22 protein-coding genes and 1 pseudogene are annotated in these 26,753 nt (G+C 42.8%); 9 read left to right on the forward strand and 14 right to left on the reverse strand.

The genetic code is table 11. The features are described from left to right. Positions 1-65 precede the first annotated feature (65 nt). The 5 genes from xylA to aspS all read right to left on the reverse strand — a co-directional run bounded on the left by xylA (position 66) and on the right by aspS (position 5,584). Positions 66-1,385, reverse strand: a complete 1,320-nt coding sequence (gene xylA / locus VIR50_RS07440) for a xylose isomerase (protein WP_331934494.1) — start codon at positions 1,383-1,385, stop codon at positions 66-68. Positions 1,386-1,428: 43 nt separating this feature from the next. Then, positions 1,429-2,925, reverse strand: a complete 1,497-nt coding sequence (locus VIR50_RS07445; protein ID WP_331934495.1) for a xylulokinase — start codon at positions 2,923-2,925, stop codon at positions 1,429-1,431. A gap of 53 nt (positions 2,926-2,978) precedes the next feature. Further along, a complete protein-coding gene (locus VIR50_RS07450) occupies positions 2,979-3,311 on the reverse strand; it encodes a hypothetical protein (protein ID WP_331934496.1) in 333 nt (110 codons plus the stop codon). Between the two features lie 77 nt (positions 3,312-3,388). Next, complete coding sequence (locus VIR50_RS07455; protein WP_331934497.1) at positions 3,389-3,679, reverse strand: winged helix-turn-helix domain-containing protein; 291 nt, start codon at positions 3,677-3,679, stop codon at positions 3,389-3,391. A 138-nt stretch (positions 3,680-3,817) separates the two neighbouring features. After that, complete coding sequence (gene aspS / locus VIR50_RS07460; protein ID WP_331934498.1) at positions 3,818-5,584, reverse strand: aspartate--tRNA ligase; 1,767 nt, start codon at positions 5,582-5,584, stop codon at positions 3,818-3,820. 176 nt (positions 5,585-5,760) lie between these two features. On the opposite strand from aspS, the gene VIR50_RS07465 reads away from it, so the two are divergent. From VIR50_RS07465 to VIR50_RS07480, 4 genes are all read left to right on the forward strand, one after another. Then, complete coding sequence (locus VIR50_RS07465) at positions 5,761-6,153, forward strand: DUF1573 domain-containing protein (protein ID WP_331934499.1); 393 nt, start codon at positions 5,761-5,763, stop codon at positions 6,151-6,153. Between the two features lie 6 nt (positions 6,154-6,159). Then, entirely contained in the window at positions 6,160-6,933 is a 774-nt protein-coding gene (locus VIR50_RS07470) for an EFR1 family ferrodoxin (RefSeq protein ID WP_331934500.1), read from the forward strand. A gap of 816 nt (positions 6,934-7,749) precedes the next feature. Next, positions 7,750-8,031, forward strand: coding sequence for an HU family DNA-binding protein (locus tag VIR50_RS07475; protein ID WP_331934501.1), 282 nt, complete (start codon positions 7,750-7,752; stop codon positions 8,029-8,031). A 245-nt stretch (positions 8,032-8,276) separates the two neighbouring features. Next, positions 8,277-9,851 (forward strand): Rne/Rng family ribonuclease, encoded by a 1,575-nt coding sequence (locus VIR50_RS07480; RefSeq protein WP_331934502.1) that lies wholly within the window; start codon positions 8,277-8,279, stop codon positions 9,849-9,851. Positions 9,852-9,970: 119 nt separating this feature from the next. Here VIR50_RS07480 and VIR50_RS07485 read toward each other — a convergent pair whose 3' ends face one another. The 6 genes and pseudogenes from VIR50_RS07485 to ileS all read right to left on the reverse strand — a co-directional run bounded on the left by VIR50_RS07485 (position 9,971) and on the right by ileS (position 18,098). After that, complete coding sequence (locus tag VIR50_RS07485; protein ID WP_331934503.1) at positions 9,971-11,620, reverse strand: dipeptidase; 1,650 nt, start codon at positions 11,618-11,620, stop codon at positions 9,971-9,973. Between the two features lies 1 nt (position 11,621). Then, positions 11,622-12,470 carry a carboxylating nicotinate-nucleotide diphosphorylase gene (nadC, locus tag VIR50_RS07490; protein ID WP_331934504.1) on the reverse strand — a complete coding sequence of 283 codons (849 nt, stop codon included), beginning with the start codon at positions 12,468-12,470 and terminating at the stop codon, positions 11,622-11,624. 22 nt (positions 12,471-12,492) lie between these two features. Next, positions 12,493-13,284, reverse strand: a complete 792-nt coding sequence (locus tag VIR50_RS07495) for a DUF4296 domain-containing protein (protein WP_331934538.1) — start codon at positions 13,282-13,284, stop codon at positions 12,493-12,495. A 72-nt stretch (positions 13,285-13,356) separates the two neighbouring features. Next, positions 13,357-13,998: pseudogene (locus VIR50_RS07500) on the reverse strand (lipoprotein signal peptidase); the annotation flags it as partial. Position 13,999: 1 nt separating this feature from the next. Then, a complete protein-coding gene (locus VIR50_RS07505; RefSeq protein WP_331934505.1) occupies positions 14,000-14,380 on the reverse strand; it encodes a TraR/DksA family transcriptional regulator in 381 nt (126 codons plus the stop codon). 82 nt (positions 14,381-14,462) lie between these two features. Further along, positions 14,463-18,098, reverse strand: a complete 3,636-nt coding sequence (ileS, locus tag VIR50_RS07510) for an isoleucine--tRNA ligase (RefSeq protein ID WP_331934506.1) — start codon at positions 18,096-18,098, stop codon at positions 14,463-14,465. A gap of 180 nt (positions 18,099-18,278) precedes the next feature. Here ileS and VIR50_RS07515 point away from each other — a divergent pair, with 180 nt between their 5' ends. Continuing rightward, positions 18,279-19,973, forward strand: a complete 1,695-nt coding sequence (locus tag VIR50_RS07515; protein WP_331934507.1) for a putative transporter — start codon at positions 18,279-18,281, stop codon at positions 19,971-19,973. A gap of 192 nt (positions 19,974-20,165) precedes the next feature. Here the strand turns inward: VIR50_RS07515 and VIR50_RS07520 are convergent, their stop codons facing one another. Beyond that, entirely contained in the window at positions 20,166-20,717 is a 552-nt protein-coding gene (locus VIR50_RS07520) for a hypothetical protein (protein WP_331934508.1), read from the reverse strand. A gap of 738 nt (positions 20,718-21,455) precedes the next feature. On the opposite strand from VIR50_RS07520, the gene VIR50_RS07525 reads away from it, so the two are divergent. The 4 genes from VIR50_RS07525 (at position 21,456) to VIR50_RS07540 (ending at position 24,809) form a co-directional block, all read left to right on the forward strand. Continuing rightward, entirely contained in the window at positions 21,456-22,040 is a 585-nt protein-coding gene (locus VIR50_RS07525; RefSeq protein WP_331934509.1) for a DUF1294 domain-containing protein, read from the forward strand. Continuing rightward, on the forward strand, positions 22,037-22,789 hold the full coding sequence (locus tag VIR50_RS07530; RefSeq protein ID WP_331934510.1) for an MBL fold metallo-hydrolase: 753 nt from the start codon (positions 22,037-22,039) through the stop codon (positions 22,787-22,789). Before VIR50_RS07525 ends, VIR50_RS07530 begins: the two co-directional genes overlap by 4 nt. After that, positions 22,786-23,130 carry an MmcQ/YjbR family DNA-binding protein gene (locus VIR50_RS07535; protein ID WP_331934511.1) on the forward strand — a complete coding sequence of 115 codons (345 nt, stop codon included), beginning with the start codon at positions 22,786-22,788 and terminating at the stop codon, positions 23,128-23,130. Before VIR50_RS07530 ends, VIR50_RS07535 begins: the two co-directional genes overlap by 4 nt. 131 nt (positions 23,131-23,261) lie before the next feature. Then, entirely contained in the window at positions 23,262-24,809 is a 1,548-nt protein-coding gene (locus VIR50_RS07540; RefSeq protein ID WP_331934512.1) for a glycoside hydrolase family 43 protein, read from the forward strand. Between the two features lie 210 nt (positions 24,810-25,019). On the opposite strand, the gene VIR50_RS07545 is transcribed toward VIR50_RS07540, so the two are convergent. After that, positions 25,020-25,838, reverse strand: coding sequence for a DUF4738 domain-containing protein (locus tag VIR50_RS07545; protein ID WP_331934513.1), 819 nt, complete (start codon positions 25,836-25,838; stop codon positions 25,020-25,022). 12 nt (positions 25,839-25,850) lie between these two features. Beyond that, positions 25,851-26,753 (reverse strand): UDP-glucose dehydrogenase family protein (locus VIR50_RS07550; RefSeq protein WP_331934514.1); only part of this gene is annotated, 903 nt, incomplete at its 5' end.

Raw genomic sequence — 26,753 nt, forward strand, 5'->3', positions numbered from 1 at the left:
AACAGAAGAGAGGACGCTCTTTACACGTCCTCTCTTTCTATTTACATATTTACTATACTATCTTTTTATTTCGTATATAGAGCAACGATTGTCTCATAAAGCTCTTGTTTGCCTGAAATAACTTTAGGCTCGCCCTTCTGCTTTGCGTAAGCTACTATTTCCTCCAAGGTCAATTTGCCTTCCTCAAAATCTTTACCGATACCGGTATCAAAACTTGCATAGCGTTCCTTAACCATAGCGGGGATTCCACTTTCACCTAAAATAGCAGCGGCATTCTCCAATGCACGAGCCATTGCATCCATACCACTGATATGAGCGATGAATATATCCTCCGGATCGGTAGAATTTCTACGCAGTTTTGCGTCAAAGTTAGAACCACCATTACCCAAACCGCCATTGCGAATAATTTGCATCATAGCCTGCGTCAATTCAAAATTATCAATGGGGAACTGGTCCGTATCCCAACCATTCTGCGCATCACCACGATTTGCGTCAATAGAACCCAACATGCCATTATCTACTGCGACACAAAGTTCATGCTCAAAAGTATGGCCCGCCAATGTCGCATGGTTAACTTCAATATTCACCTTGAAATCCTTATCAAGATTGTGAGCTTTCAGGAATCCTATTACCGTTTCCGTATCAGTATCGTATTGGTGTTTGGTAGGCTCCATCGGCTTAGGCTCTATTAAGAATGTTCCCGTAAAACCTTTTGAGCGTGCATAATCACGTGCAGCGGCAAGCATTGTTGCCAAATGCTCTTTCTCACGCTTTTGATCGGTGTTCAATAAGGACATATAACCTTCACGACCACCCCAGAAAACATAATTACTTCCACCCAATGCTATGGTCGCATCAATGGCATTCTTAATCTGAACGCAAGCACGAGCTACCACATCGAAATCAGGATTCGTAGCCGCACCGTTCATATAACGCTGGTGCCCAAAGACATTCGCCGTTCCCCAAAGCAATTTCTTACCCGGGTACTGTGCCATTTTCCCTTTTAGGTAATCCGTTATTATTTGCATGCGCGACTCATATTCCTCGATTGTCGGAGCCTCGTCTATTAAATCTACATCATGAAAACAGAAATAATCGATACCCAATTTATCCATGATTTCAAAGCCCGCGTCGGCCTTGTCCTTTGCACGCTGTATCGGATCAGCTGACTTATCCCACTCGTAATCACGGGTCTGACCGCCAAATTGGTCTCCTGAAGCCTGTCCCAGCGTGTGCCACCAAGCCATGGCAAACTTCAACCAATCTTTCATTTTCTTACCTAATACAACCTTCTCTGCATCATAATAATGAAATGCTAAAGGATTTTTACTTTCAGTTCCCTCAAAGGGAATCTTACTGATTTGAGGAAAAAATTCTTTCGACATAGTTTGTTTAATTTTAAGGTTTTAAAATAATATAGTCATTTTCTTATTTAATAGATTGCTCTAACACTTCTTTCCATGCCGCATAGGCTTCAAGATAGTGTCCTCGCAAATTCTCTTTTGGCGTTATCTCAGCAACTTTCGCTAAAGTAGCGAAAGCCTCCTCCGCACTCTGATAGATACCGGCGCCCAGTCCGGCACCTCTCGCCGCACCAACACTGCCATCCGTATTATACAACTCTATTGTAGCACCGCTGACACCGGCAAGCATATCACGGAAGATTGGGCTCAAGAACATATTGGCCTCGCCCGCATGAATCTTATGAATATCCATACCCATCCGTCGCATGATTTCCATACCATAACAGAAACTGAACACAATTCCCTCCTGCGCCGCATGTAACAAATGCGCTTTCGTATGGTTATTAAAATTCACCCCATGAATGGAACATCCCAATTCCTTGTTTTGAATAACACGCTCCGCACCGTTCCCAAAAGGAATCACCTTTACTCCGTCACTTCCAATGGAAACACCGGAAGCCAGCTCATTCATATCACTGTAGCTAAGTTCTTGTGCTATATTCCGTCGCATCCACGCATTGAGTATGCCTGTTCCGTTAATACACAGCAATACGCCCAGCCGTGTTTGCTCCGCTGAATGATTCACATGAGCAAACGTATTAACCCTGCTCTGCTTATCATAATTTATCTTGTCCAAAATACCATAGACCACTCCCGACGTTCCGGCCGTGCTGGCTATTTCTCCCGGATTCAAAACATTCAGGCTCAATGCGTTGTTAGGCTGGTCGCCGGCTCGATAAGCTATAGGAATACCCTCACACAGTCCCAATTCGGTAGCCACTTCCTTGGAAACCACACTCTGCTTTGAAAACGTGGGCACTACATCCGGCAATATCGTCTGTGAGAACCCAAAATAATCCGTCAGGAAACTGGCGGGGCAATGATTTTGAAAATCCCATAACATACCTTCAGAGAGCCCGCTGACTGTCGTATTGACAATTCCGCTCAACTTCATGGCTATATAGTCTCCGGGCAACATGATTTTATCAATTCGCTCAAAGATTTCAGGTTCGTTTTCCTTTACCCATGCTAACTTTGACGCAGTGAAATTGCCCGGTGAATTTAAAAGACGAGGAAGGCACACATCGGCTCCTAACTCCTGAAAAGCCCTATCCCCATAGGGTACAGCCCGTGAATCACACCAAATGATAGCCGGACGCAAAACTCGCTGTTGCTTATCTACACACACCAAACCGTGCATCTGATAAGATATACCGATGGCCATGATATTCGCAGGCAAAGCACCCGCCTCACGCATAACGCTTGCCAAGCCCAGCTTCAGATTCTCCCACCACATTTGTGGATCTTGCTCGGCCCAACCGGGCTTTAGCGATATGATTGGCGCTTCGGTCTTAGGATAAAAAGCCGAGGCCACTACATTACCAGTGGCAGCCTCCACCAAAGAGGTTTTAACGGAACTACTTCCAATATCAAACCCAAGGATATAGTTTTGAGATTTCATAGCGTGTTTTATAATGAATAGTTTTAAATAGTTACAAGACTAAAGAGACTTTGTCAAAAGAGAAACAACTCATTCTCCTCCTCTATAGGAGGCGTAATAAAATCTTCCTCCTCATGACGCCCGAATTTTATCATCAGCTGCTGTCCCTCATCTATTTTAGTATTTAGTTTATAGATGCCACGTGCCTCACCTCGGACTATCAATGAGCTTTGCGATTTCGCATTTTGTGCCAAAAATTGGGCTACATACGCATAGACGTCCTCATAGACTATCATATTAAATAAGCTATTCGACGCATTAAAGACATGCTGCGCAATTTTCTTTACACTTAACCCTTTGTCACCGGCTTCGGCCAGCACCTTTATTATCTCACTATCGTAAGTCATTCGCAAATATAAAAAAAGAGTTGCAATTCGTATCAGAATCGCAACTCTTTTTAACTTTATCAATAAAGACGATCGGTTTATGCCAAGGCAATCAGACCGTTCTCATCTTTAACTTTACCTTCTTTGAAAAGCCAGCCAATACCAAGATATGCTTCTTCCACGGTAATTTTAGCCAAGCCAGCTATCTCTGCTATGCTCATAGCCTTGCCCGCTGCGGCCAAAGCCTGATAAACATCACCGGCACGGAAGCCTACGCTCTCAGCATTAACTACTGCTTCTACTTTCTTTGGAGTTGCTTTTTTAGGGACTGCCTTCTTCGGCGCTACCTTTGCTGCCGCAGCCTTAGTTGTTGCTTTTTTTTCTGCCATAATTCAGTAAAAATATTTAATCCATCTAATGTTATTAGAAATTATATCTTCATTACGGCTACAAATTTAGCACAATAATTTCTATTTATTGCGTTAATTGCGGATTAAAGTAACAATTTCAAAGGCCACACAGCTCTATCATTCGTTTTCTTGACTTAAATCAATCTTTATCTGAAGTTCATCAAGCTGCTTGGGATCTAATTCTCCCGGAGCGTCCAGCATGACATCACGTCCATTATTATTTTTCGGGAACGCGATGCAGTCACGAATACTATCAAGGCCTGCCATGATACTTACAAAGCGGTCGAGACCGAAAGCCAAACCGGCATGAGGAGGCGCACCATACTTAAACGCATTCATCAGGAAGCCAAACTGAGCCTCGGCACGCTCCTTAGTAAAGCCCAACACCTCGAACATGCGCTCCTGCAAATTCGTGTCATGAATTCTCAAAGAACCACCACCAACTTCTATTCCATTGCAAACAAAGTCATAGGCTTTGGCGCGTACCTGCTCCGGATGCGAATCCAACAAAGGCAAATCCTCCATATTAGGCAAGGTAAACGGATGATGGGTAGCCATCAGACGATTCTCCTCCTCGCTCCATTCAAAGAGTGGGAAATCGACAATCCATAAACACTTGAACACATCCTTATCACGGAGTCCGAGCCTATCGCCCATTTCCAAACGTAAGGCGCAGAGCTGAACACGTGTTTTATTAACATTATCGCCACAAAGTATCAGGACCAAATCGCCATCCTTAGCGTTCATGACCTGCTTTATCTCCATGAGTTCTGCTTCAGAATAGAACTTATCCAAACTGCTCTTCACAGTACCGTCTGCATTATATTTAATGTAAACCAAGCCCTTAGCACCAATCTGCGGACGCTTTACAAAGTCTGTCAGTTCATTGAGCTGCTTTCTGCTGTAGTCAGCACAGCCCGGTACGCAGATACCACCAATATACTTGGCTTCATCGAACACGGAGAAATTACCCTTACCGGTAAAGGCTTCTTTCAATTCTACGAACTCCATACCAAAACGCAAATCGGGTTTGTCGCTACCGAAACGTTTCATGGCGTCAGCCCAAGTCATCTGCTCCAACTTTGGAAGTTCCACGCCACGAATCTCCTTAAACAAGTATCGCGCCATGTCCTCGAACAAGTCGATGACATCATCCTGATCTACGAAACTCATTTCACAATCTATCTGTGTGAATTCCGGCTGACGGTCGGCACGCAAATCCTCATCACGGAAACATTTGGCTATTTGGAAATAGCGGTCAAATCCGGCCACCATCAAGAGCTGTTTCAATGTCTGCGGACTTTGAGGCAGCGCATAGAACTGCCCCGGATTCATACGACTGGGCACCACGAAATCGCGTGCGCCTTCCGGGGTACTACCTATTAATATAGGTGTCTCTACCTCTATAAAATCATGCTTATCCAAGAAATTTCGTATCAGAATAGTCATGCGGTGACGCAATTCCATATTCTTTCTGACCGGAGTACGGCGCAAATCCAAATAGCGATACTTCATTCTGAGCTCATCGCCACCATCCGAATTATCTTCTATCGTGAACGGTGGTGTCTGACTGACTGACAAGACATCCAACTCTTCCGCGATAATCTCTATATCGCCCGTGTCAAGTTTATCGTTCTTATTTGAGCGTTCATTAACCTGTCCCTTCACTTGGATACAGAATTCACGCCCTAATTTATTCGCCTTATCACAAAGTTCTTTGTCTACAGCTTCATTGAATACCAACTGGGTGATACCATATCTGTCGCGCAAATCGACAAATGTCATTCCGCCCATCTTTCTGGTACGCTGAACCCATCCCGCCAAGGTTACTTTCTTGCCGGCATCGGAGAGTCGCAACTCGCCACAAGTATTTGTCCTAAACATTATTTTATTAAATTGATTTAACGCAAAAGTACGATAAAATTCCCAAACAATAAAGGATTGGCGGGGAAATAATACAAAATAATGTTAACCCTTAACAATGCTTTTAAATTAAATATTAACTTTGCAATCAAATACTTAACTAAGGAAATTGTATAATTATTAAAAATGAAATGAATATGAAAAAAGTTATTATATTTATGATTGCATGGTTTGCTACCTTTTCGCTGGCATTTGCACAGCAGCAAGCCGAAATCAAGTTTGACAAACTTGTGCATAACTTTGGAACATTCTCTGAAAGCGATCCGGTACAGAAATGCACCTTCGTCTTTACCAACACAGGCAATGCCCCGCTTGTAATCAATCAGGCCATGGCCAGTTGTGGCTGCACCATTCCATCGTTCACTAAGGCTCCCGTTAAGCCCGGAGAAAAGGGAAAGATAGAAGTTACTTACAACGGTAAGGGCAAATTCCCCGGCCATTTCAAGAAAAGCATTACCATCCGCACGAATGGCGCCACCGAAATGACCCGTCTTTACATTGAAGGAACAATGAATGAAGACAAGAAATAAGCGCAAATGATATTTTATTTTTCAGCCACAGGAAATACTCGGTGGGCCGCTAATAAACTATCACAGCTACTACACGACAAATTAATTTATATCCCATCAGCTCTTCAGGGTGACTGCATTTTTGACTTAGCACCCGACGAGCCGGTGGGATTTGTCTTTCCTATACATGGCTGGCGGCCACCTAAAATAGTCAGAGAGTTTATCAACCGTCTGCAACTCCGCTCGGAAGGAAGTGAGCAACGTTTCATCTATAGCATTGTGACAGCAGGTGATGATATAGGCATGACTATGAATATATTAGCAAAAGACTTATCACGCAAAGGTTTAACATTACGTAGTGGTTACTCTATCATTATGCCCAACACCTACGTGGGGCTTCCCATGATGGACGTGGATACGCCTGACCACACCAAGAGCAAGAAAAAAAAAGCTGCTGACAGACTGATGGAAGTCGCAGAACAAATCATGAAGCGGAAGCCTATATATAAAATTAAGGAAGGCAGTTTTCCACGAACCAAGAGCTACATCATCGGTGAATATTTTGTGAAAAGACTCATCAATGACCAAAAATTTTGGGTAGACGATGAGCGTTGTATCAAATGTGGAATATGCGCAAACGTCTGTCCGGTGAACGATATTGCCGGTGGACACGGCCAAAAACCGACGTGGCTCCATAACGATAGCTGCCTTACATGCTTCAACTGCTACCACCACTGCCCTCGACACGCCATTGAATTTGGGCGATTCACTAAAAAGAAAGGCCAATATTTTTACACATAAGCGATAGAATAAGAATTTATTCCATTCCCTACTATGGCTACCGAAGCCCTAAAGCGCCGTGCCGCCAACATCTTCTTTCATAAGTTGAAGTTGGTGGCACGGCTGTTTTACTTCCTAGCCAATCTACGAACGTTCTTCCTTCTTCCCAAGTGAAGCAGCAAAAACACATTGATTATCCCGCTTCTCCGTGTTTTTCAAATTCACGATTTGTAAAGATTTTTGTACGAAAAATGTATCTCTCAAACTCCTTCATTTAGAAAATCAAAACAGTCTTGTTGCACAACAACACCTCCATTCGGAAACAACAAATCGCCCCAATCCATGATTTTAGGGAATAAAAGCATAGCTTTCACCACCCGGATAGCCCTCTTTCATCTACTCAAAAAGCTACAATAGAAAGCCCAAAACATAGGTTTGAGTGGACCACAACAAGCCTTCCTAATGACACCACTTCGTCAACCCGATGAAAATCAACCACTTACTAAAATCAAATAAAAGGCATTTTTTCAATCAACAGACAATTTATTTTCAAATAACGCACGCATTTCAAAGCCATTGTAAAGATTATTCAGACTTGTTTTCCATGACAACTCAAGCCGTTCCTAACACAGACTACCCTACCGGTCTCATACCCTCCAATCTCCCACTTTTCACCTCATAAATATCCATAATCAAGTGAGCATTAGACAGTTCTGTCAAGAAAAGCAGGACTTATTTACAAAAAAACAAAGATAAATTTCCATATCAACCGAAAAACTCGTATATTTGCATTTCGAAAAGATATAAAAGTAAAAAATCATAACATATAGACGAATTATGACCAAAGCAGATATCATCAACGAGATTGCAAATGAAACTGGCGTTGCTAAAAAAGATGTGACAGTAGTTGTAGAAAGCTTTATGGCAACTATTAAGGATAGCCTATTAGAAAAAAGAGAATGTGTGTACCTGCGTGGGTTTGGAAGTTTTATTATCAAACACAGAGCAGCCAAGACCGCTCGCAACATCCTTAAGAACACTACAATGACAATCGACGCACACGACTTGCCAAGCTTTAAGCCGGCCAAGAGTTTCGTGGAGCAGATGAAGGGCGAATAATAACAATAACATATATATAATAAATATTTTAATTTTTAGATTATGCCAAACGGAAAGAAAAAGAAGGGCCACAAGATGGCAACTCACAAGCGTAAGAAGAGATTACGTAAGAACAGACATAAGAGCAAGTAATTAGTTACTTGTTTTATGGTCTAAACAGCCTATGGGGTATGTCAATTTCATCAAGTGATCTCTTGACATACCCCCAATTTTTAAGTATTAAGAACCATTTAAGGAAGGAAGAAATGACCAGCGAAGTTGTAATTGATGTTCGTGAGAAAGAAATTTCGACTGCCCTGCTGGAAGACAAGAACCTTGTAGAGTATCAGAATGAACCCAAACAAGCTTCTTTCACAGTAGGAAACATCTATGTGGCTAAAGTAAAAAAGATAATGCCGGGGCTGAATGCTTGTTTCGTAGATGTGGGCTATGAGCGCGATGCCTTTCTTCATTACCTTGATTTAGGCAACCAATTTAATTCTTATTCCAAATACCTGAAGCAGGTTGTGAGCGATAGAAAAAAACTCTATCCCCATGCCAAGGCTTCTAAGCAACCCGATTTAAAGAAAGACGGCAGCGTACAACAGACGCTTACTGTAGGACAGGAAGTGCTTGTACAGATTGTAAAAGAGCCTATTTCGACTAAAGGTCCACGCCTGACGGGCGAGTTATCGTTTGCCGGCAGATATTTGGTACTGATTCCCTTTGGAGACAAAGTCTCTGTGTCTTCCAAGATTAAAAGCGGAGAGGAACGAGCTCGTCTGAAGCAACTGATTCAAAGCGTAAAGCCCAAGAATTGCGGCGTTATCGTAAGAACAGTGGCCGAAGGAAAAAGAGTTGCGGAATTGGATACGGAATTAAAGATTTTAGCACAACAGTGGGAATCCACGTTAGTGAAGATACAAAAGTCGCAAAAGCGGCCTCAGCTCGTGTTTGAAGAGACAGGCAGGGCTATCGCCATGCTGCGCGACCTTTTCAATGAAACCTTTGAGAATGTCTATGTCAACGACGAGGATGTTTTCAAAGAAATCAAAAACTACATCACCCTTATCTCGCCCGAGAAGCAGAATATCGTCAAGCTCTACACGGGAAAGGTTCCTATTTTTGATAATTTCAATGTCACGAAGCAAATAAAATCCAGCTTCGGCAAGACTATCAATTACAAACATGGAGCTTATCTTATCATTGAGCACACAGAGGCGTTGCATGTTGTCGACGTCAACAGCGGTAACCGCTCACGCTCGGGAAACGGTCAGGAGGCCAATGCGCTTGACGTGAACTTAGGAGCCGCTGACGAATTGGCACGGCAATTAAGGCTTCGCGATATGGGTGGTATCATTGTTGTCGATTTTATCGACATGAACTTAGCGGAAGACAGACAGTTGCTCTACGAGCGCATGTGCAAAAATATGCAGAACGATAGGGCCCGACACAACATCCTGCCGCTAAGTAAATTCGGACTGATGCAAATCACTCGCCAGCGTGTGCGCCCGGCCATGGACGTCAATGTGGACGAAACATGCCCCACATGCAATGGAAGTGGAAAAATCAGATCCAGCATATTATTTACCGATCAACTGGAAGGCAAAATCGACCGACTGGTTAATAAAATCGGCATAAAGAAATTTTATCTTCACGTTCACCCCTACGTTGCCGCCTACATTAATCAAGGCATGATTTCTCTCAAGAGAAAATGGCAGCTCAAATATGGTTTCAATATTCATATCATACCATCACAGAAGTTAGCATTCCTGCAATATGAATTCTACAATCAGGAGGGACAGTTTATTGATATGAAAGAAGAAATCGAGGTAAAGTAAGAAGCCTGCAAGTCAAAAGACTCACATGTAGAAAAAAGAAGAAAGGCTTTAAAACAATAAGAGGATGTATTCTATTATGAACACATCCTCTTATTATTTTCTAATAATGGTTCTCCAACTTATTTTTCTTCGGGAACCTCAAACTTTGTTCCTGTTGTTTTAACAAGTTTCTTGGCAAAGGCTTCAGGATAACCGGTGCGTTTTACCTTAGCGCCAAGACCGGTTTTGGTACGCAAGAATACACCATTCTTGGTTGGTTTCTCGGCCATATCGTTGTATTTCACAATCAGATAAACAGCCAATTGATTCCAACGGTCAAGCATTTGCTGAGCTTTCACGTTACTATAATCATTCAGCAACTTCAAAGCGGCCGGCTTATCGCTTGCATATAAAGCCTTAGCCTTAGCTTCAACTTCTGCTTGCTGAGCGAAATAGCTGCTTTCCAAGCTGTCACGAACAGCTTTTAATTCCGGGAAAAGCTGATTATAACGGGGATAAACCATATTGCTGACCCAGTTGCATACCCAAAAGGCATTCTTAAAAGAGAAGTTCACCGCATCAGCACCTTGCGTATTATAACATTCAGGCTGCACGGTATTGCCGCAATAAACGGGTGTATAAGCTATCATATTGCCGTCATCATTGCCAAACCAAAGTACTCCACCTATTTCTCTCGGCAGCCATGAACGCATTTCACTCACGTAAGAGAAAGCTGTTTGCTGCGTGCTGACGGGACGTTCATTAAAATATTTCTTTCCGTCGACCGTAAAAGTAAGTGGCGTTGGACGATAAGGCATTTGCCAAATTCCACCGCCCATATCGAGTGTATCAGTAGCCAGCGGGGTTCCCTCATAATGATCGCGCATGGCCATTTGTATATCCTGCACACTTAATTTATGTTTCGGAATAATCCAAAGTGGCATGTCTTCCGCGTTCGGGTCTTTGCCCTCTGCCCAAGGAAGATAGCGTTCAAAACCGTCCGTAAAATGATTGAAGAAGGCCCATACACGTGCATCGCAGAAGCGACGGCCCGAAAAATCAGGTTTGGCATACGTCATTTTCCATGAGAAATCCGCATCCTTACCCGTAAACCATCCTTGTTTACGAGCATAAGAAATAACGTTTTTGCTATAAAGCACATTCTTCTTATCCTTCATATTGAACTTACCGATACGGCTTTGATTGGCATGAGCACAGATTGCATCGTCAGGAATTCGCTGCGCTACCCAAACAACATCTTTGCTTCCGGCACCACATCCCATCATTTCCATTATCCATGCTTCATTCGGGTCACAAATGGTGAAGGTCTCACCTTCGCTGTTGTAACCATAAGTATCGGCCAAAGTCGTCATGACTTGAATGGCCTCACGAGCTGTACGAGAACGTTGGAGGGCGATGTAGATAAGACTTCCGTAATCAAGAATACCGGTAGAATCGACCATTTCCTCACGACCTCCATAGGTTGTTTCACCTATTGTCACCTGATACTCATTAATATTACCTATCACATTGTAAGTAACAGGGGCTTCGGGAATCTGTCCGTGATATACATTAGTGTCCCAATCGTACACTTGGCGCATCTCACCTTTAGAATGAGTACCGGCCGGGAAATGTGCCAAACCGATAAACATGCCATAGTCATCGGCATTATATGTGCAAATCACACTACCATTAACACTGGCTTTCTTACCTACTATAAAATTAGTACATGCCACAGAATAAGCAGATACCAGCAGTAAATTTACAGCTAAAAAAACAAACTTTTTCATACTAACAAGCCTTAAAACTCATATCCAAACCTTTCACACTATGGGTGAGCGCACCGACACTGATAAAGTCTACACCTTGCTCCGCATAGGCTCTAAGCGTATCAATCGTTATACCACCGCTTGATTCGGTCTCAAAACGGTGATTGATTAATTCCACGGCTTTCTTGGTATCGGCAATTGAAAAATTATCAAGCATAACACGATTTACCCCACCATGTTCTAATACCCGCTGGAGTTCCGCAAAATTTCGGACCTCAATTTCTATCTTTAAATCCAAGTTCTTTTCTTTAAGATAGGCATGACAACGATCTATGGCATTCTCTATGCCACCTGCAAAATCGATATGATTATCCTTCAAAAGAATCATATCGAAAAGACCGATACGATGATTCATACCACCACCAATCTTCACAGCCTGCTTCTCCAGCATTCTGAGCCCCGGCGTTGTCTTGCGGGTATCCAGCACATGTGTATTTGTGCCGTCAAGAAGTTTCACGTATTTGCGGGTCATAGTCGCAATTCCACTCATACGCTGCATAATATTCAGCATGAGACGTTCCGTTTGTAACAAGGAACGCGTCTTGCCGGAAACTATCATAGCGATGTCCCCGGGCTTTACTTCTGCCCCATCTTCTATAAGAACATTTACACGCAAACTTGGGTCAAAACGTGCAAAAACCTTCTTGGCCATTTCCACTCCGGCCAAGACTCCTTCTTCTTTTATAAGCAAATGTGACTGCCCTTGCGCCTCATCAGGAATACAACACAAAGTGGTATGGTCACCATCCCCAATATCTTCCGCAAAAGCTAAATCAATCAACTTATCTTCTAATTCTTCTACTGACAACATAATATATCCTTAAATAAGTATTTTATCTTTCTATTTTTATCTCTTTATTTGAAAAGACTCCTTTCTCTCTTGGTGAAGGAACAGAATCATTGGGATCTTGTTTTTGAGGAGATTCTTTCCGCTCGTGCATTCTGACAAGACGAATATTTTGAATAAACATCAATTTCAAGGTAGATACGTTTTGCTCCATCGCAACATTTCCATTCAATAAAAAGAACCCTCGAATGCGCTTAATACCAACATGCTCATCATCCCCAATACTCATCGTATAATGAGAAGAACTGGACATGTGGATTGTTTGACTGGCAACACTGTCATTCTTAAATTCAACTGCCATTACGGCCAACCCATCACGAACACCGTCCTGATAAAGAAATTGAGCGTCAAAATTTAGCATAAACCGATCGCCAACATGGTATGAAGTATCTGCTTCCAGCTTAAAACTATATAAATTAGCTGGTTTGATGGTCGACAACGCAAGCACATGATCAGCTTTCCAAATATTAGCAGTATCGCCGGCTGATGCCATAAATGAATTATCTATGGACGAGGCGCCACCTAAAGCCATTGCTTCCCCATTCATTCTATCAGACAATTTCTGATAAATATCATGCAACAGCTCTGTATGCCGCATATAATACACCATGGAAGAATCAAATTCAGCTTTCGTTATATCATATTTTTTGAAAACTGCCTGATGATAAGTCATCAGGCTCGTAGAGTCAGTATTCGGCAATTGCGCTATCCCATCCGCTATATGATAATCATATAGTATATCCTCCATGTCGTCCGGTTGAATGTAGCGAGAAGGCACACCGGGCTTACATGAAGCTACTGTACCGGCAAAACCAAGTAAAAGCAAGAGATTCTTTACATTCTTCAAATCCTTCTTTTTAAAGCTAAAGACTTCAGAAATACTTTCCAAATCATGCCTGAAAAATAGCAACATGGCAGCTACTCCTACAGAAATACACGCATCGGCGAAATTAAAAACGGGCGAAAAGAATATAAACTGCTCTCCTCCTTTGAACGGAACCCAATCTGGCCAAGTCGTTACTATCAAAGGAAAATAAAACATGTCTACGACTTTCCCTTGCAACCAAGGAGCATATCCACTGCCTATATTTGTCCATTCTGAAAGATAAAAAGAGGAAGAAGCTGTAAATATTTGCCCATAAAAAACACAATCAAAGATATTACCAGCCGCACCGGCCGTTATCATCGCTATACAAAAAAGATAACTCCGTTTGTGTTTCATCTTTGAAAGTTTCACCAAATACCAAATAAGAAGCACCACGGCAACAAGTCGCATGGACGTTAAGAATATCTTATTGATAAATGTCATCCCATAAGCCATTCCGTTATTCTCAATAAAAGTTATGTAAAACCAGTCTGTAACACGGATGGACTCACCCAAATACATATTCGTCTTGACCTCTATCTTGATGATTTGATCTATCAAAACGATAACAAACATCAAGATAAAGGCCAAAACTAAATCAGGGAATAATCTTTTAATTTTATTCATTCTACTTTCTTGCATTCTTTGAAGCTACGCTCAAGGTAGCATGAGGCACAATGCGAAGCCGCTCTTTCGGTATCAGTTCGCCTGTAATGCGATCTATTCCATAAGTTTTATTCTCAATTCTTATAAGCGCAGCTTCCAATCCTTTAATGAATTTCTGTTGTCGCTGAGCCAATTGAATCATCTCTTCTTTACTTTGGTTAGCACCACCTTCTTCCAATACTTTATTATAAGTAGGAGACGTGTCGTCTACTCCATTGCCTTCTTGATTCATCAACTGTCTCATCATTGACTGATAATCACGACGGGCTATCGCTAACTTATCATTGATGATCTTGCGGAATTCCTCCAAGTCCTCATCACTGTATCTTACTTTTGTTTCCATAAATATTAAGATTACGTTTGCGTATAATTAAATTGTAGAAAAGAGGATGGAATTTACATTCCACTCCTCTTCCACATATTTGTTAGTTCTTTTCAACCTTGATATTCAATTTGAATTCATCAAATTCGGTTTCTACACCGTCATTGACTTCAATTCTGATGTCGTTAGCAAGGACTTGGCTCTTTATCATTTCCCCAAAGGATTCGATAGCTGCATCCGTTTCAGCATGCGGAGCCACCGCTACAACAATACGGTCCGTTATCTCCAATCCGGTTTCCTTACGTAAATTCTGAATACGATTAATTAATTCACGAGCCATACCTTCACGTTTAAGTTCTTCAGTCAGCTCCACTTCCAACGCTACAGTAAGGTTTCCTTCATTGCTAACCAGCCAGCCGGGAATATCCTCGCTGATGATTTCCACATCAGCCGCATCAACAGTTACGGGCTGTCCGTCAACTTCAAAACTCATACTGCCATTGCTTTCCAATGCTGCAATCTCATCTTGGTTCAACGCATCCATCTTAGAAGCAACAAGTTTCATCAACTTTCCAAACTTCTTGCCCATCACTCGGAAGTTGCATTTTACCTTCTTCACCAAAATGCCTTGCCCCTCTACAAACTTTAATTCCTTAACGTTTACCTCGTTCTTGATTAAGTCTGCAACAGCAGCAATGTGATTCTTTTGATTCTCATCAACCGCAGGAACCATAATCTGAGCCAAAGGTTGGCGCACCTTTATATTCACTTTACGACGCAAAGCCAAAGTCATGGAGGTTATCTTTTGAGCCATTCCCATACGAGTTTCTAAATCCGCATCAACGGCAGAATCGTCCGCTATGGGGAACTTATCCAAATGAACACTCTCCTTTTTGCCACCCAAATCATGGTAAAGCTCATCAGAATAGAAAGGAGCAAAAGGTGCTAACAGCTTAGCAACAGCCATCAAGCAGGTATGTAGTGTTTGATAAGCACTAAGTTTATCCTCACTCATATCTGTACCCCAGAAACGTTTACGGTTCAAACGCACATACCAATTGCTCAAATCATCATTAACAAAGGTATCAATCAGACGTCCGGCACGGGTAGGATCATAATTTTCAAGTTCTTTTTCTACACCCTTAATTAATGAGTTGGCTCTTGATATAATCCAGCGGTCAATCTCCGGACGTCTATCCAAAGCCACTTGAGGAGTCTCCAAGTCAAAACCATCTACATTAGCATAAAGCGCAAAGAAGCTATATGTATTATAAAGAGTTCCAAAGAACTTACGACGAACTTCATCCACTCCACTGGGATCAAATTTAAGATTATCCCATGGCTCTGAATTAGTCATCATATAGAAACGAACCGGGTCAGCTCCATACTTTTCGATCATTTCAAATGGATTGGTCACATTACCCACATGCTTGCTCATCTTATTGCCTTTCGCATCAAGCACCAAGCCTGTTGAAATTACATTTTTAAACGCAACATGATCAAATACCATCGTTGAGATAGCATGCAAAGTAAAGAACCATCCACGTGTTTGGTCTACACCTTCATTAATAAAGTCAGCAGGATAGAACGCAGGTGGTACAGGCGTTCCCTCGTATGTGGAAGAAACTAACTCGCGACGATACTCTTCCTCGCTTTTACCCGTTGCCTTCAACCCTTCAACTGCAATTTCGCCTTCAAATGGATAGTGTTGTTGTGCATAAGGCATAGAACCAGAATCGAACCAAACGTCAATCAAGTCGCTCTCACGTCGCATGGGTTCGCCAGCCTCATTTACAAGCACTATTTCATCAACATAAGGACGATGCAAATCTACCTTATCATAATTTTCCTTTGAATAATCGCCGGGAACAAAGCCATTCTCTTTGAGAGGATTACTTGCCATTATACCGGCAGCAACACTCTTTTCTATCTCATTATAAAGTTCTTCCAAACTTCCGATACACTTTTCATTACGGCGATCATCACGCCAAATGGGTAATGGTGTACCCCAAAAACGAGAACGAGACAGATTCCAATCGTTTAGATTTTCCAACCAATTACCGAATCGGCCCGTACCGGTTGACTCCGGTTGCCAGCAAATAGTCTTGTTCAACTCTACCATCCGCTCCTTCTTTGCCGTATCTTTAATAAACCAGCTATCAAGAGGATAATAAAGAATAGGTTTATCGGTACGCCAGCAATGAGGATAGTTGTGCACATGCTTCTCTATTTTGAAAGCAGTGCCATCCTGCTTCATCTCCATGCAGAGGATAACATTCAAATCCTCATCCTTCTCACTGGCCTTTTTGTCCCATACGCCATTAAGATTATACTTAGGAGCATAGGAGTTCTTCACATAATCACCGGCATGACGACCATAGCCATCAAGGCTTACACACGCCTTTACAAAGTTACTGTCTAATTCCTCTACAAGATAATATTTACCCTGAAGATCCACCATCGGTCGGGTTTCACCTTGTTTATTAATTAAATATAAAGCCGGAATATTTGCGTCTTTAGCCACCTTGGCATCATCAGCACCAAAGGTGGGAGCGATATGCACAATACCCGTACCATCCTCGGTTGTGACATAATCGCCTAAGATAACACGGAAAGCCTCACTTTCCATTTCGACAAACTTATCACGACCATCCTCGCTTACAAACACTTTCTCCGGATAAGAAGCCGCATAGTCTACAACAAATCCCGGAGCAAAATCATCCACTTTCTCACAAGGTTTCACCCAAGGCATGAGTTGCTGATAATGAAGTCCCTCCAAATCAGTACCTTTTACACGGTCTATTATGCGCCAAGGGCATTTCTTGTTCTCCTTGTCAAAACCACCAAGCTCTCCTTCCTTCACTTCTTGCTCCGGATTCAGATAAGCACTAATACGGCTTTCAGCAATAACCAATGTCATGGGGGTGCCGTCATAAAGATTATAAGTCTCTACTACCGCATAATCAATTTTAGGGCCAACGCAGAGCGCTACATTGGAAGCCAATGTCCATGGAGTGGTCGTCCATGCTACAAAATAAGGTTTGCCATGGTTCGTCCATGCAGCCTTTGGATCCTTAATAAGGAATTGAGCCGTAACAGTCGTGTCCTTCACGTCACGATAGCAGCCGGGCTGATTAAGCTCATGGCTCGACAGACCGGTACCGGCAGCCGGAGAATAAGGCTGAATCGTATACCCCTTATATAGCAATCCTTTATTATAAAGCTGCTTCAACAGCCACCACAATGTCTCGATATATTTATTATCATAAGTAATGTACGGATTATCCAAGTCTACAAAATAGCCCATCTTCTCCGTAAGCTCACGCCATTCGGCCGTGAACATCATCACATTCTCACGACATTTCTTATTATAATCCGCCGTGGAAATATATTTTTCCGACGCATGATTATCAATATCTTTCTTGGTGATACCCAACTCTTTCTCCACGCCTAACTCCACAGGAAGTCCATGAGTATCCCAGCCAGCCTTACGCTTTACCTGATACCCTTGCATCGTCTTATATCGATTAAACGTGTCCTTAATAGCTCTGGCTAAGACATGATGAATTCCCGGATGGCCATTTGCCGAAGGAGGACCTTCAAAGAAAATAAATTGTGGGCACCCTTCACGCTCATCTATCGTTTTATGAAAAACATCTTTTTTATTCCATTCTGCCAGTATTTCTTGATTCGTTCTATGCAAATCAAGTCCATTATGCTCGGCAAACTTCTTAGCCATATTCTTATTTCTTTTTATTACAATATACTATATAAAATAATGAGGGCAAAGGTAACAAAAAAATATATCAATGCCAAAATGATAGAAAGAAAAGTGAAATGTGTAGTAACATTTTGGGAATTAGGAAGAAATATGTAATTTTGCAAACAATTATTTAATAACTATAAACTAAATGCTTAAATGGATTGGTTAATAAATCTCTTTACAACCCAAGATTCAGTAGCGCATATCGCCCTATTGTATTCCATAGTTATTGCCGTCGGCGTTTTACTTGGCAAAGTGAAAGTCGGCGGTATTTCTTTGGGAGTTACGTTTGTTCTGTTTGCGGGTATCGTAGCCGGCCACGTAGGATTCACTGCCCCGACTAACATTCTCACTTTCGTTCAAGACTTTGGCTTGATACTTTTCGTATTCTGCATAGGTCTTCAAGTGGGTCCGGGCTTCTTTGAGAGCTTCCGCAAAGGCGGCGTGGCGCTTAATGGACTTGCGTCGGCAATGATAGTGCTTAACATACTTGTTATGTTTGCCTGCTACTATCTCTTCTTCGACACAAGCAGTATCAACAACCTGCCCATGATGGTCGGCACGCTCTATGGCGCGGTAACCAACACTCCGGGTCTTGGCGCGGCCAATGAAGCACTGAACAGCGTATTCGCCAAAGGCGAAGTTCCCCAAATTGCCTCCGGATATGCTTGTGCCTACCCTCTTGGTGTCTTGGGTATCATCGGTGCGACAATTGCCATCAGATATATCTGCCGTGTAAAATTAGAGAAGGAAGAAGAAGCACTTGACGAGCAGGAGGCCGAGAATCCCCATGCCAAACCTCATCAGATGCACGTAAAAGTGACTAATGCTTACATCGCAGGACGCACACTTGGTGAGATTTCGGAATTCCTCAACCGTGACATGGTTTGCTCACGCATGCTTCACGACGGACAAGTTACAATTCCGACACGTGATACCGTCTTTGCGTTAGATGACGAACTCTACATCGTTTGCGCTGAAGCCGACGCTGAAGCCATCCAAGCTTTTATCGGCCCCGAGCTGAACACGCCTTGGAATGTTGAAGCTGAAAAGCAACCGATGGTATCAAGAAGAATCGTTGTTACCCGTCCGTCAATGAACGGAAAGACACTCGGTAAGATGCACTTCAACAGCGTTTACGGTGTCAATGTTACCCGCATCACTCGTCAAGGCATGGATTTATTTGCCAGCCGTGACCACCATTTCCACGTGGGCGACCGCGTTATGGTTGTCGGTCCTGAAGATAATGTTAACCGGGTAGCCGAAATCATGGGTAACTCCATCAAGCGTCTTGACGCTCCAAACATCGCAACCATCTTCATAGGCATATTGGTTGGTATTCTCTTTGGTAGCATTCCATTGGCTATTCCCGGAATGCCCGTTCCTCTTAAACTTGGTATTGCCGGTGGCCCGTTGATTATCGCCATCCTCATAGGTCGCTTCGGCTATCGTGTGAAGCTCGTTACCTACACCACAACCTCGGCCAACATGATGTTGCGTGAGTTCGGATTAGCTCTGTTCCTTGCGTCTGTGGGCATTAAAGCCGGTGCCGGTTTCTGGGACACAGTTATCGCCGGAGACGGTTTGAAATACGTTTATACCGGATTCCTCATTACAATCATCCCCATCTTAATCGTTGGTCCTATTGCCCGATTGAAGTTTAAATTCAATTATTTCACCATTATGGGTATGATTTCCGGAGCCTACACCGACCCACCTGCATTGGCTTATGCCAACAGCATTTGCTCTAAGGAAGCCCCGGCGGTAGGTTACAGTACGGTTTACCCGCTGAGTATGTTCCTCAGAATCTTTACCGCTCAAATCATAGTGCTATTCTTCTGTGGAGCCTAAGCATAGCTAAGGCTTAAACAGCAACCAACTATAATTAGTGCATAATCGATAAACTTAGGATTCATAGCCCTATTTTTCCTGAAAGGCTATATCCTTATTTTACTCGATTATGCACTATTTTTTTACACAAACTTAGCAACACAAACGTTCTGTTTCCCTAAGTTTTCCTTGAAAAATCTACTTATCTATATTCTAAAAGGTCACCCTTACGCCTAACGCCGCCCTGCGCCAATTCGCATCCAACACGAATCTGCCATTGCCAACGACAGCTCCTTTGTGGGTAAACTCCGTATGGCTATACCCCAAGAACAGCCCTTGCAAAAACACTCCGAAATGTTTTGAAACATCATATCTTACGCCAAGGTTCATTCCACCCTCAAAATAAGGGCGATTATCTTCAGTGGCAACACCCGGTATATCCGCCAATTCGCCACGAAGCGTGGCCCAAGATAACATTCCTTCCGTATAAACGCCTAAACGATTCGTACGTAAAAAGGTAAAACGGGCATAAGGAGTATAAATGCAAATAGCCGGACTGTTATCAGTTCCAAACGTCGTTCTGAATCCAGCAGCCCAACGCTCATTCAACTGATAACCAATACCCGGTGTCAAAAGCGCATAGTGATCGGGATACTCATTAGAGAAGCCCGCTAAAAAATCTACATAAAAACCATTTTTCTCTTGGGCCAACGCGCTACCAAACGACAGCAGTAGCAACATTAAAACACATGCCAAATTTCTCATACTCGTATTATTTAATTATTAAAGGATTCATCATCAACGCATAAAAATAAATCTTCAATACGTTTTATTCAATGCTAACAGATTGTATTCAACCGAGATAAATAGGTGCTAAAACAATGTTTCAAATATAGCGATTAATTTTGTTAACAAAACACTTTTTTTATTTTATTAACCAAATAACAAATAAATACTGCAAAGTATATGGATAAAAGGACAACAAACAATCCTTTAAGAACAGTCTATAACCAATTAACAACAAACACTTTACACAGACACAATAAAGCAAACATCTATCTCTTGACAATTACAATACATCCCTTTACTTTGCCAAAGCTACCCTTTCGCCATGCCAAAGCAGCGCTTTGAGCCACCAACCACAGCCTTTTTATCTCATCAAAAGGCTGCTTTGGCAAAGTAAGACAATAGCCCGCTACCTACTACCTGACGAAAAGTATAACCTTACTCTAAAAAGAATATCGTTTTGAAAGAGAAACAAGATAAAACAAGAAGGGAATTCCAAAGATAAAACGGATTAATAACAGAATTTATGAATGCAAAAGAATATAAATTCAAAGCAAATAACTACATTTGCATCTGCCTGCTGTTATTTGACAACAAACACTTGCAGAAGCCTTTACCTGCATGCGGCAACCATCCCCAAATACGCTGTCCCACTCTTTGGAAAGGGTGAAAGCTACACAGTATATGCACCGGGAAATTCCACAGAAAAGTAAAAATATGACTATAAAACAAATCACATCCATATATATTATAACCATTAATATCGTCACATTCCTTTTGTATGGGATTGACAAATGGAAAGCAAAGCACGCTAAATGGCGGATTCCCGAGGCTACGTTATTAGGACTCGCAGCCATAGGTGGCAGTGTTGGAGCTTGGCTGGGCATGAAAGTGTGGCACCACAAAACAATGCACAAGAAATTCAAGTATGGCATTCCGTTGATTCTCATTACCCAAACAGTCCTTATATGGCTGACTTCTTGCAAGGGCAATCAATCCATTGCATCAGCAACATCCATACAAAAACATCAGCTCGAAAGCGATCATTCTCCAAACGTTTTCCTCATCATGTATAATGCGAAGACAGATAAAGCAGCTCTGCTAAAAGCCATCAAGGAATACAACTGTGAGATTGTCTATGATTACAAGCACTTCTACGGCATGGCACTGAAGAAACCTGAAGGAAAAACGCTTGAGGAAACGATGCAATACTTTAAGGAAGTTAAAGGAATCGTAATGGTAGAATACGACTACATCAACCAACTTTCTGCCCCCGTGACACCAAGAATAGAGATAAGATGAAACTGACCTACATATTCCATAGCGGATTTGCGATTGAAGCGGAGCGTTGCATCCTCGTATTCGATTATTGGATGGATCCCTGCAATGTAATGCAAAACATACTCGGAAGCGCCAAGCCTCTTTATGTTTTCGCCAGCCATTTTCACGAAGACCACTTCACTCGGGAAATCCTCGAATGGAGGAATCGTAAAGATAACATTACCTACCTATTGAGCAAAGACATTCTCAAACATAGAAGAGCCGGCAGGGAGGAAGCCGACATTTGGTTGGCCAAAGGAGCTTCATGGGCGGACGATCGTATCTCCGTCAAGGCCTTAGGTAGCACCGACATTGGCGTTTCTTATATCATAGAGGTAGAAGGCAAACGCATCTTCCATGCCGGTGACTTGAACAATTGGTATGCGAGGTTTCTGTCTAATGCCATTCCCGGACAGACAATCTACAGTGAGGAGTTTGAGGAAAATATCGACCCGATAGCCCACGAAAAGCAATATTTGGGCGAACTGAAGGACATTCGCAAGGTTGCCGATAGCTTTGACATTGTCATGTTCCCCATAGATGGACGAATAGGCAACGGCTACACACTTGGCGGCAGACAGTTTATTGAGCGCTTCAAGGTAGGATTATTCGTGCCCATGCACTTCGTCGCATGCGGTTTTGAATCGGCTTGGCGCATGAAGGAGTTTACTGATAACAAGAACATTCCTCTTTGGGAGATAGCCCAAGAAGGAGAAACGATAGAAATATGAATATTGAAGATTATCGCGAATATTGCCTTTCGTTGGGCAATGACGTGGAAGAGAAACTACCTTTCACGGCCTTTCATTACGCCGGTAGCGTTTTGGTATTCTATGTGCATGGCCACATGTTCTCGTTCTTTGATTGTGACAACTTCGGTATAATTACGCTCAAGTGCCAGCCAGAGCGTATTGAAGAACTGCAAACACAATATAGCTGTATTGTCAAACCATTCAACATGTCACCCAAGTACTGGCTTGGCATTGACGCGAACACTGCGCCCAATGACCTTCTGCGTGAACTGACACGAAACTCATACAACATAGTCAAGGCCAAATACAAGAACCCGTGATGACAAATGAACTGCTACTCATTTCATTATAGGAACAAGCCTATAGAAAACATGGCTAAGTACAAGCATTAAGAAAAAGGAATCGCACTGATAAACAAACTAAATATTATAACTAAATTACCTGAAACAAAATGAAGATTAGGAATTGGGTGGTCACCCTCACATTGGCCACAGCCACAACGACAGTCTGCGCACAGCAAACGCAGTATAGGAATCCCGTAATATCAGGACTCCATCCTGACCCCAGCGTCTGCCGTGTCGACAGCGATTATTATTTGGTAAACAGCAGCTTTGAGTTTTTTCCCGGCGTGCCACTGTTCCACAGTCGCGATTTAGTGAACTGGCAACAGATTGGGCATGTGCTGACCCGCCGCTCCCAACTCAATTTGGAAGGGTGTAATCCTTCGACCGGCATATACGCCCCTACGATAAGATACAACGATGGCGTGTTCTACATGATAACGACAAACATATCAGATAAAGGCAATTTTCTCGTCTATACCCGCGACCTCTCAAAAGGATGGTCCGAGCCCGTATGGCTGGAACAAGGCGGTATTGATCCGTCACTCTATTTTGAGAATGGCAAATGCTACATGGTAAGCAACCCTGATGACGCCATTTGGATTTGCGAGATAGACCCCATGACCGGTAAATCATTGACACCATCAAAGAAAATATGGGAAGGCACCGGCGGGCGCTACCCGGAAGGACCACATATCTACAAGAAAGACGGAATGTATTACTTGCTCATTTCTGAAGGAGGAACTGAATACGGACACAAGATAACCATTGCCCGTAGTAAACAGATTAACGGCCCATACGAAAGCAATCCGGCCAACCCCATCCTGACACATATCAACAAGCAAACGCAGAAAAGTTCCATCCAAGGCACGGGACATGGCGACCTGATACAAGCACATGATGGGTCTTGGTGGTTGATATTCCTTGCTTTTCGCCCACAAACGGGGACTCACCATCTGTTAGGACGAGAAACATTCTTGGCTCCCGTAAGCTGGAATAAAGAGGGATGGCCGGTGGTGAACGGCAACGGTACCATCAGCGAAGTGATGAATGTAAAGACATTACCCCAATATCCCGTAAAACACAATACCAACTATGACTTTAACGAAGCTCAATTGGGTCCCGAGTGGAACTACCTTCGCAACCCCGACAGCACCCGTTACACGCTCAACGCTCGCAAAGGATGGCTTGGAATCAAGCCGTCTACACAAACACTCGATGATAACGGCTCACCCTCATTCGTAGGATTCCGTCAACAGCATATCAATTTCCAAGCAACCACTTGCCGGCGTAGCGGCACCTCAAAAGCCGGACTGACCGTGTTTCGCGGACCACAAGGACATTATGACCTCTATACAAAAGGGAATAAACTTTACCTTGACTACCGTTTAGGAACCCTACTCCACCGGCAACACATCACAACACTCAACGGCCCAACCGTATATCTCCGTGTAAAAGGTACGCCCGATACATATTACTTCTATTACTCTACGGATGGATTACATTACCAAGAAGCCGGCAAGATGGATACTCGCTATCTGAGCACAGAAACGCAAGGAGGCTTCACGGGTACCTACTTAGGACTGTTTGCAGAAGGAAACTATAATGGCAGCACCGCTTGGTTTGACTTTTTCCGCTACACGCCCACCGCTGATTAAATGGCTGTCAAAAGGTTGAAACCACAGAGCAAAGTAAACATAATATCCACAAATAAATCAAAATAACAAATAAAAATACTAACCGGATAATACGAAAAACCGGACCTATGATGGTTATATTGCCATCGTAGATCCGGTTAACTATAAAGATAAACCTCATAAATCCTGCCTACACTGAATTATGTATAAGCAATGCTTTCTAACGATTCATCAGACTTTCATTGACATTTTACCCGAGAAACTCAACGTTATCTCTATCAAATAGCTTGTGGGACTATCCGGCACAACGACATAGGCGATGAAATGAAAGCCTGAAACATCAGTGTTCTTATACTTCAAATCGCTTAACACACTTTGTCGCAGAACCTCCGGAGGAACCATACGGGCAAAGTCCTTTTTATGGAAATCCTTTGAAAATAATTGACCGGCACCTTTGAAAAAACTCAAGTGGATAATGTTATCGAAGTAAACATTTCCCACCTCTACACCATTACTGTTATATGTATCCTTCACAACTTTGTAAGTAGTGGGATTCACCTGAATATAATAATGATAGCGATCGTCACCATACACGATAACAGAATCGTTCTTAATTAACTTCCTTTGGTTGAGGAAATGCCTTTTGGTCTGCTCAAACTGCTGCAAATAAAAACGGTCCTCGGTCTTTACTAACCTAATCACATCACCACCCTGATTTTTCATAACGAACAAATGGGGAGTTTGCTTCACAATGGCATAGGCGGTAGCATCATCCTCATCACCCATAAAAAGCGTATCGGCCACAATCTTGAAATACTCCGGCATTGACGTTGAATCAGGATAATAAATGGTATCCCCTTTGGCTCTGAACGACAAACTCTCATCGTCCTCATTGAGCCACATGCCTTGCAGCATTCGCTTGGCCGCCGCGCTTTCTTTTACCGCAGGCGACGAGTGGGTACTATTCCCCTTACAAGCTGCCAGCCCTAAAACCATTATCGACAAGACGCAAGCGGTTCCTATTTTAAATAAGAAAGATGATTTATCCATAAACTCACTCATTTATTGCATTCCTATACAATGGTATTCAAAGCCGGCTTCCTCTAATTCGTGCTTATCAAAGATATTACGGCCATCAATGACCAGCCTATTGCGCATGGTTTTCCCGATAACATCCCAACTGGGCAAGCGAAACTCTTTCCACTCCGTCAGCAATAAAAGTGCATCCACACCGAGCGTTGCCTCGTACATATCCCTGCAGTATGTTATCTTATCTCCTACCCTTCGCTTGCACTCTTCCATAGCCACGGGGTCATAAGCCCTGACTGTACAACCGGCGTCTAACAAACATTTTATCATCACCAATGCGGTAGACTCACGCATATCATCAGTTTCAGGCTTAAACGAAAGTCCCCACAAGGCGATTGTTTTCCCTGAAAGGTCAGGAATACTACGCTGCAACTTCTCGAAGAGAATACGCTTTTGCTGCTCATTGACCCGCTCGACGGCTTTCAACACTTCCATGGAATAACCATTGTCATCGGCCGTCTTAATCAATGCCTTCACATCTTTTGGGAAACAACTGCCCCCATAGCCACACCCGGCATATAGGAATTTACGACCTATACGCGTGTCGCTACCTATGCCTTGACGTACCATGTTGACATCAGCTCCAACCCGCTCACACAGATTGGCTATGTCATTCATAAACGATATACGGGTAGCCAGCATGGAATTGGCGGCATATTTCGTCATTTCCGCACTGGGTATATCCATAAAAATCACACGAAAATTATTGATAAGGAATGGCTTATACAGTCTTGTCAACAAACGCTTGGCCTCCTCACTCTCCACGCCGACCACAACACGGTCGGGACTCATGAAATCCTTGATGGCATTTCCTTCTTTCAAAAACTCAGGATTGCTGGCCACATCAAACTTTATGCTAACGCCACGCCTATCCAA

Source organism: Prevotella sp., from assembly GCF_036570325.1.
Taxonomy (GTDB): Bacteria; Bacteroidota; Bacteroidia; order Bacteroidales; family Bacteroidaceae; genus Prevotella.